Genomic DNA, 7,320 nt, shown 5'->3' with positions numbered 1-7,320 from the left:
GACGATAACGACTGCGGATATTGTTGGCGCAATCACATTGGATCGTTCCTGCCTGAACTATTGCATTACTGGTGTCTGTGTCTGGCTGCGTTGCAGTATTTATGAATGCTCTATTGAGACCAGTATTCGCGTCGCGCACTACAACCCGGATTTGGTGGTGAGTGTCTATGACGAGCCCGGTGATAATCCTTGGCAAGAAATGGAGTCGTTATTTGGTTCGTTAGATTCCGGCATAGTCAGTGGGATTGTTAGCACCTTTCATGGAGCCTTTGTTGGTGGAGGGCACCGTGTTGAAGGAGGAAGTTCAGCGACTGATCAGAGTCTGCGATTCAAAGAAGTGACCGCGATTGGTCACCCGTTCTCCTCAGTTTCTGACTTTATCGGCAACACAGGGTATTACTGCCCGTCCGAAGCTGAGTCTTTTAATCCCTACCTGCTCTCTTCTCTGGATGCATTGACCTGGCGTCTTGGTTTGCCCGAGATGTTGTATTTGCAAAACCTGCTACCCGGTCGGCGTGTCGTGGGCGATGGAATCCAGCAACAATGGGGGCCGGTTTGGCCGCGTACAGGATTTATCAATCAAAAGGATGATGCCAAAGCGGCTGCGGTGGTTGCACAGCGGGCTGGCAATATCGTTACCCAAACCCGCCAACCCCATGTCTATAACGCACTTGATGGTAATGGTTACAACCGTACCTGGTTACCGGGCGAGTTGGTTGAGAATGATCCGGATACGGGGGTATGGCAAATGCTGGCTCCTGAAGTTGATGAGCAATGTTATGCCTTTGGTGAAAACGATGTGTTGAGTACGTCCTGGTCCGAAGGGCGTCATTCCGAAGATAACCGATACGCGTTCACCTTGTGGCGTCCCTACGAGTGTTGTGAGGCACAAGGTGCTTACTTATTTACCGTTCCGGTGAGGATTTGCTTATGATTCTTGAATATGTGATCCCCCGGTTTTGTCGGCAGATAATAATCTTGGTTGTTAGTTTTATAACCTGTCACCCGCTAATTGCCGCAGAAGCGCCAAGTGACGATAGCCTGTTCTATTACAAGATTGGTGGAGGGCGGGATATTGCAATTCCCCCCAGCCTCAATATCACTACGATTGATTTATCACTAAGCGGACAGGCCTCTGCACTCAGTTGCAGCGGTTTTGATCCAATGGTGGCTATCGAAAGTTCACTGGACAATTTAAGAAACGGTGTCGATAACGCAGTCAATGCCATTGAATTGGCAGCCACAGCCGCGATAGCAAATTTGCCTGGTTATATTCTTCAAAAGGCAAATCCGGGCTTGTATGACCTGTTTCAAAACGCCTTATTGCGCGCCAACGAATCCTTTTCGCTGGCCACTAAAAGCTGTGAGCGTATTCAATACGAGATCGCCAATAACACAAACCCCTTTGATGAGTGGATTACAGTCAGTTGGGGCGATTCCTGGAAGCGTTCAGTAGGTATCGGTGGAGCCAATATTCACGATGCGGTCGACGATGCAGAAGATGCGCCTAACGAGGGGATTGAATGGGTCGGTGGTCTGAGGGCGGGTGGTGTTAACCAGCCGCCGATTCGCGTGCTGTCAGATGTTGCCAAAGCTGGATTGAATATATTGTCGCAACGGCCTCCCGAAACAAGTAGTAACTTGCCTGGTAGCGCACCTCTTGCTCAGCATTTTGCCGGTCCTAACGCGGTTGACCGGTGGATCAATAATGTACTGGGTGAGATTGAGGTAGGTCTCTGTGACAGCTGTACCAAAGGGACAAGGCCTGGAAAAGGATTGATTCCCTATATTGAGGAGACTACTGAAGATATCGTGCAGCTGTTAATGGGTCTGGTTTCAGGTTCAACGCAGCCTACACGGGTAAATCTGGAGCAAGTCGAAGCGCCGGGTATCGCGGTGACGCTGCAAGTCATTCTGGCGATTCGAAATCAGTCTCCCGACGAAATATCAATTGTGATTAATAAGCTTAGCCAGGAGATTGCCGAGGCACGGGTCATGGAAGAGGCCATGATTATTCGTCGTTTGCTATTGGCAGGTCGCAAAGAGGGCTATGTCGCAGCGAATGAGATTGCGCAGCAAGAGGTAATCCAGGCGCTGGATGAGCTGGAAAGCGAAATCAGTAATGTGATTTTCGAGAAAGATGCCCGCGATAAATTTGTTACTTCGACCGTTGTAGAGCTATTGCTGCGGGACAATGCGATCCGGCAATCGTCTGTGAATACGCCTGCCACAGTACCGACTGATCCTCGTCCCCTGAAAAATGGCAGTGTTGAACAATGAGAGCAGAGCAATGAAATTTGCCGCTTTAAAGAGACAGTTCTTGCTCTGGGGATATACCTCCGCTGCGTTGGTATTACTACTCATAGTGGGCGTCGCGGTCAGTATCTGGGGGAGTTCGCAGCCTCCTCAGGCGATAGGTTCACTGGTCGCGAACTTGCCGTTGGGTTGGTGGCGCGCTGGTATCTATAGTTTGCTGGTGCTGTGTTGGCCTCGGTTTGTCTGCCATCTTACCCGTGATCATCGGCATGACTCTTCATCCTCAGCAAGTCGTCGCCCATTAATTATTTTGATCATTCTTTATGAATGTTTGATTGTTCAGAATCCTTTAGCGGCTTTGCTGGACTGGGTGGCTTAATAGTATGGCTGTTGATAGTACGCTTGAACTCTACACCACGCTATTTGGTTGGCTGTTTTATAACAGTATTTGGGACGTGCTGGTGGCTACCGGCATCGTGTTTCTGCCTTTTCTGGGTATTCTTCTCGATACTATTATTCGCTCGTATGCGGGTGAAGATGCTGAGGAAGCGGGTAATACCACATTACGTATTGTCGAGGTGGAGTTCTTTGTGGCCTTCTTCGTGATCTTGATTGCAGCTGTACCGGCGACACCGCTGAATGCTGTCGATTTGTCGTTTACTCCACGCGCGGTCATTGGAACACCTGCACAGCCAGTGGCGACGGTCAATAACTCACGCACTACCTATGGGGGAGGCATTTCGTTTAATGCCGCACCGGTTACTGTGAGCGTGCCCGTGTTCTGGTATGCGGTGATGAGTTTTAGTTCGGGTTTTAATCGCGCAGTGATGGAAAATGTACCACCCACTTTGGATTTTCGGGGGTATGTCGATGAATTGCGCGATGCATCCATTCAAGACCCTAATTTGCAACATGAGATCAACGATTTCTTTCGAGACTGTTTCGTTGAGGCGCGATCAAAATACCTGGCCGAACGTCCCAGCAGTGCAGCAATTACAGCATTGCTAAATCGTTATGGTGAGAGTGACCCTGATTGGATTGGCTCGCATGTGTATCAGGAAATACCGGGATATTACGATAGCATTCGTGCTGATACCGTCAGGGAAGGATACCCTTGGTCAGCCCTCAGGGACGTAGAGTGGGATGCGTCTAATAACCCTGTTTATGGAAAGCCATTCTGCACAGAATGGTGGCAAGGCATTCAACAATCAATTCTTAATGAGCTAGGTGATCTCGATTTACTCTCTGCTGCCGCTGAACCGGGGTGGGACCCTGCGCCACGTCGCGATGCGGTTATACAAATTGCATTGATTAATTCTCCGCCGCGTTGGACTACTCGCGGCTACGACTTCGCCTATGGGAATATGGTCGATTTCAGCGTCGGGGAGCCTGGGGTGATGGTATCGGTGCAGAATGCTGCGCAACAAGGTCTGGCTGCTTACGGCCTTGGAAAGACCAGTGTGTCTTTTGCCGCCTATTTGCGCGTCTTCCTTGAAGCGGCACCGATGGTGCAAGCGCTGATCCTGATGGGACTCTACGCGTTGCTGCCGTTCTTCATTTTGATCAGCCGCTACAAGTTTTCTTTATTGATTATCGGCGCATTGATCTTGTTTACAGTGAAGTTCTGGACAGTATTGTGGTTCTTTGCCTGGTGGGTGGATCAAAATTTAATTCAGGCGTTTTACCCTGCTCCCGGCAGCGTGACCACGCTGTTTAGCATTGACCTCACGCTCAAGCGGATCATTCTTAACTTTCTCACTGGTGGGCTGTATTTAGTGTTGCCGTTACTGCTATCCGTTTACCTCGGTTTGGCAGGTATTCGAGCCGCCTCTCAGCTTGATGGTGCTACCCAGGCGATCACCCGTGGCACAGCCGGGGCGGGGCGTATTAATCCCAGACTAGGAGGGCGTTTTAAGGGGAAGAAAGGGGCAAGTAAATGATGTTGTCAGCCAGCCTAACAGTTACCAACAGTCGCTATTGCTGTCTCAATAGCACCTTACATACCCGGATCAACGCTTCGGCGTGGTATGCAGTAATTCCTACGGAAATACTGAATGATCTGTTTGTTCACTCACCCAACCGGGGAGCTTGTTGCCCCATTGGGTCGGCGGCTCTTTTTATCACATCAACTCATTGAATCAGGAGCACTGCTATGAGTAAACCAACTGAAAATACAACAACGTCCTCTGCTACTGCAGAAAACAATCGGTACTTCAACGAGTATGCCAATGGCATCGGTTATCTGAACAGCATTCGTGAATTCGGTGCTGAAGGTAAACCTGAGCGCTATGCAGCTCAAGTATCGGTTATCCAGGGGCCAGCGGATAACGTGCATTATGAATATCATGATCTCGTTATTTCGTCTGAAACCGTGCTCGGTGTTGTGTTAGAACACCGGGAAGCTATCGAAGCCGAGGATGCCAATGTGCTGATTCGCTTCAATATGGCTAACCCTCGTGCCAAAGCATTCATCTATAAACAAGGTGAACGTGCCGGTGAATTGGGGGCTGCGATAGGTGGCTTCTTGACGCGTATTCATTCCATGAAAATTAACGGTGAACTGGTCTATGAAGACCAACGTACTTTTGATGATCATGAGGACACGCCTCAAGTCGCAAATGGATAACACGCCACCAGGGCAGTATTGATCTAGCGTTAATATGCTGTCCACTCCATCCTTATGGGAACCACCGTTCCCATAAGGACCTGGTGTGTTCCCTATTCCTATGGGAGCACATTATGAAAACCGTTAAACCTTCGAATGAAATGTATTCTACCGAAACGGCATTCGAGCAGGAAAACCAACTGATTGCTGAAGCCAAGCACTTGCTCTATGCACGATTGAAAACCCGTGACCAGGTGTTTAGTTCCCCGCATGAAGTACGCGATTATCTGCGCTTACAACTAGCAGGTCAGCAGCGAGAAGTGTTTAGCTGCCTGTTTGTTGATAGCCAACATAGACTGATTGAATATCGGGAAATGTTTGCGGGCACCATTGATGGTTGCAGTGTTTATCCCCGTGAAGTGGTCAAGGCCGCTTTGCAGGTGAATGCTGCTGCAGTGATTTTTGCTCACAATCATCCATCGGGAGTGGCTGAGCCTAGCCAGAGTGATAGAAGTATCACACAACGGCTGAAAGAGGCTTTGTCATTGATGGATATCCGGGTGCTGGATCACTTTATTGTAGGTGATGAGACAGTGGAATCGTTTGCTGAGCGAGGATTGCTTTAGTTGATCAAACCCAATGCCCGTAGAACTTCGGTTTTACGGGCATTTTCTATAGTTTATTGTCGTAAAGGCCGTCAGTACGTTTTACTGGATCAATCTCACCACTCCGGTGGTTGTAATGAATAATACTGTCGGTTGGGGCGTGGTCATTTTCGTCATCGCCGCCATCGATTAGATCAATTAAAAACACCAAGGTACGCCAGCATAGACTAAGTACACCGGTAATTAGTGCCGTAATCAATAAACAAAGCGCTTTGATCCATCTCATCGCGTTAGGTACCTTTTGCCGGGCGCTTAAAAATACAGGTAAGTTTAGCGCTACCTTTGGCGCAATTTACGAGTTCCCACTGCTGTTGACCTAACTTATTCAGTGTTTGGGTCAGTGCACCATCATTGCCGAGCAAGGGGTAGGTTTTGACCAGGTATTCCCAAGTTTGTCCCGCATTTGCCGTGGTGGACAAAAGCAATATTGCTATTAGGTAAGAAATACGGAAAGAGTTATTGGTAAACATCCATTGTTCTCCTTAAAGGTTGGAGCCCATTTAGGGATGTCTAATTATACTGTATTTAGCAATAGAAGAGAGGTATCAAGGCGACATTTTTGATGGTCAGGTATCAATATGATCGCGTAAAGCGCTCCAGATGAGATGAAAATCGAGGCCGGTTTCGTCTGCTATTTGGAGAAAACGTTCACGTTCATCCAGTTGCTTGTGGTGTAACCAGGTCTTCCAGACCAAATGGTCAGTCCCTTCATCACATAAAGGAGGTCTGCCGCTGCCTGCACCTCGAATATTAAGGATAGTCCGGAGACGGGAAAACTCAGAAGCATGCATGCCGAATAGCCGACGCATAAGAACCAATGGTGCGCCATGAAAAAGATAAATATCTTCTAACTCACGCTCTTCGCGTTTGTCTTCCAGCTCTTTTAGCTGTCTTGTCAGTGCTTTTTCATCTACGCCCACTTTGAGAAAGTAGCGAGCGCGGTTTATAAGCGATTTTTGTTCGGTGAGATTGAGTTTGGATAGCGTGGTGAGTAGTTCATCGGAAAGCTCTTGCGTTTCAAAATGAATAGAGTGAAGAGACTCTAGGGATGACATCAATGTTTTAGCTGCAGAGCGACACATCTTATCCTCAAAATTAGCCATAAATCGTAACTCCATCGTTCCCTGACGGTTGGTCAGTCCATGTTGTTCGGTAGCAATTCCATACTATTGACAACGAAGGAAAATAACGTTGAGAAACTTTTCATAACGAAAAGAAAGTATTGCCCGTGATGCCTCAACAGAATGCGGTTTGACTCGTGAGCTACTGATTTGCCGAAAGCTGTGTGATGCAGTTCACATTTGTAATTATCGGCTGGATCAAGGCGTTACCAATTGAGACGCTGATCAATATCGTTAGATGGAAAGTTTATTGATGGTCTGTTAACTATCGGATTGTTGTTATAAGTGGTCTTGGCGACCATTTAGAGCTACAAAATATTTTGTGGCTTCTTTTATGCTTCGTTTGGTTCAGATCACCCAAGCTATTTTCTGTCTTGTCAGTATGATTTTGACAAGTCTGTTTTCCTTGTCTCTTTCTGGCGTGACTGTTGATGCCTTGCCCGACCAAGAAGGTTGGGGGAAAACTGTATTCTTAGCAGCTTTGTTTATATTAATTGGGTGTTGCATTGATATAGGAAAATATCTCTTTTGGTCTCAGCGTCAGAGAAGCCTCTATTATGGAATCCTTAGTCTTGTTTTGATGGTTTTTTCTTGGTTGGCCAGCTGTGCTTTTTTGGTTACTTCAGAGCATGATTTAGTGAGGGAGTCCCAGGTTCGATCTGATCAATACATT

The 7,320-nt window shown here is 47.7% G+C and carries 10 protein-coding genes; 7 read left to right on the top strand and 3 right to left on the bottom strand.

The annotated features are described in order from the left end of the window. The 6 genes from Q0688_RS21675 to radC form a co-directional block, all read left to right on the top strand. The coding region (locus tag Q0688_RS21675; protein WP_299082343.1) for a TIGR03756 family integrating conjugative element protein at window positions 1-934 on the top strand (934 nt) is incomplete at its 5' end. Continuing rightward, entirely contained in the window at window positions 931-2,280 is a 1,350-nt protein-coding gene (locus tag Q0688_RS21670) for an integrating conjugative element protein (protein WP_299082341.1), read from the top strand. The genes Q0688_RS21675 and Q0688_RS21670, both read left to right, overlap by 4 nt. A 10-nt stretch (window positions 2,281-2,290) precedes the next feature. Beyond that, complete coding sequence (locus Q0688_RS21665; protein ID WP_299082339.1) at window positions 2,291-2,635, top strand: hypothetical protein; 345 nt, start codon at window positions 2,291-2,293, stop codon at window positions 2,633-2,635. A gap of 4 nt (window positions 2,636-2,639) precedes the next feature. After that, window positions 2,640-4,196 (top strand): conjugal transfer protein TraG N-terminal domain-containing protein, encoded by a 1,557-nt coding sequence (locus Q0688_RS21660; protein ID WP_299082337.1) that lies wholly within the window; start codon window positions 2,640-2,642, stop codon window positions 4,194-4,196. Between the two features lie 212 nt (window positions 4,197-4,408). Then, window positions 4,409-4,882 carry a DUF3577 domain-containing protein gene (locus Q0688_RS21655; protein WP_299082335.1) on the top strand — a complete coding sequence of 158 codons (474 nt, stop codon included), beginning with the start codon at window positions 4,409-4,411 and terminating at the stop codon, window positions 4,880-4,882. A gap of 113 nt (window positions 4,883-4,995) precedes the next feature. Continuing rightward, entirely contained in the window at window positions 4,996-5,487 is a 492-nt protein-coding gene (gene radC / locus Q0688_RS21650; protein WP_299082333.1) for a DNA repair protein RadC, read from the top strand. Window positions 5,488-5,533: 46 nt separating this feature from the next. Here the strand turns inward: radC and Q0688_RS21645 are convergent, their stop codons facing one another. The 3 genes from Q0688_RS21645 to Q0688_RS21635 all read right to left on the bottom strand — a co-directional run bounded on the left by Q0688_RS21645 (window position 5,534) and on the right by Q0688_RS21635 (window position 6,629). Further along, complete coding sequence (locus tag Q0688_RS21645) at window positions 5,534-5,752, bottom strand: hypothetical protein (protein ID WP_299082331.1); 219 nt, start codon at window positions 5,750-5,752, stop codon at window positions 5,534-5,536. 4 nt (window positions 5,753-5,756) lie between these two features. Continuing rightward, window positions 5,757-5,996 carry a hypothetical protein gene (locus tag Q0688_RS21640; RefSeq protein WP_299082329.1) on the bottom strand — a complete coding sequence of 80 codons (240 nt, stop codon included), beginning with the start codon at window positions 5,994-5,996 and terminating at the stop codon, window positions 5,757-5,759. 96 nt (window positions 5,997-6,092) lie between these two features. Further along, window positions 6,093-6,629 (bottom strand): STY4526/YPO1902 family pathogenicity island replication protein, encoded by a 537-nt coding sequence (locus Q0688_RS21635; protein ID WP_299082327.1) that lies wholly within the window; start codon window positions 6,627-6,629, stop codon window positions 6,093-6,095. Window positions 6,630-6,981: 352 nt separating this feature from the next. On the opposite strand from Q0688_RS21635, the gene Q0688_RS21630 reads away from it, so the two are divergent. Continuing rightward, a partial coding sequence (locus Q0688_RS21630; RefSeq protein ID WP_299082325.1) for a hypothetical protein occupies window positions 6,982-7,320 on the top strand: 339 nt, incomplete at its 3' end.

This window comes from uncultured Paraglaciecola sp., from assembly GCF_937123705.1.
Classification (GTDB): domain Bacteria; phylum Pseudomonadota; class Gammaproteobacteria; order Enterobacterales; family Alteromonadaceae; genus Paraglaciecola.
The sequence above is the reverse complement of the archived record's forward strand: the minus strand, read 5'-3'. Positions and strand labels throughout refer to the sequence as shown.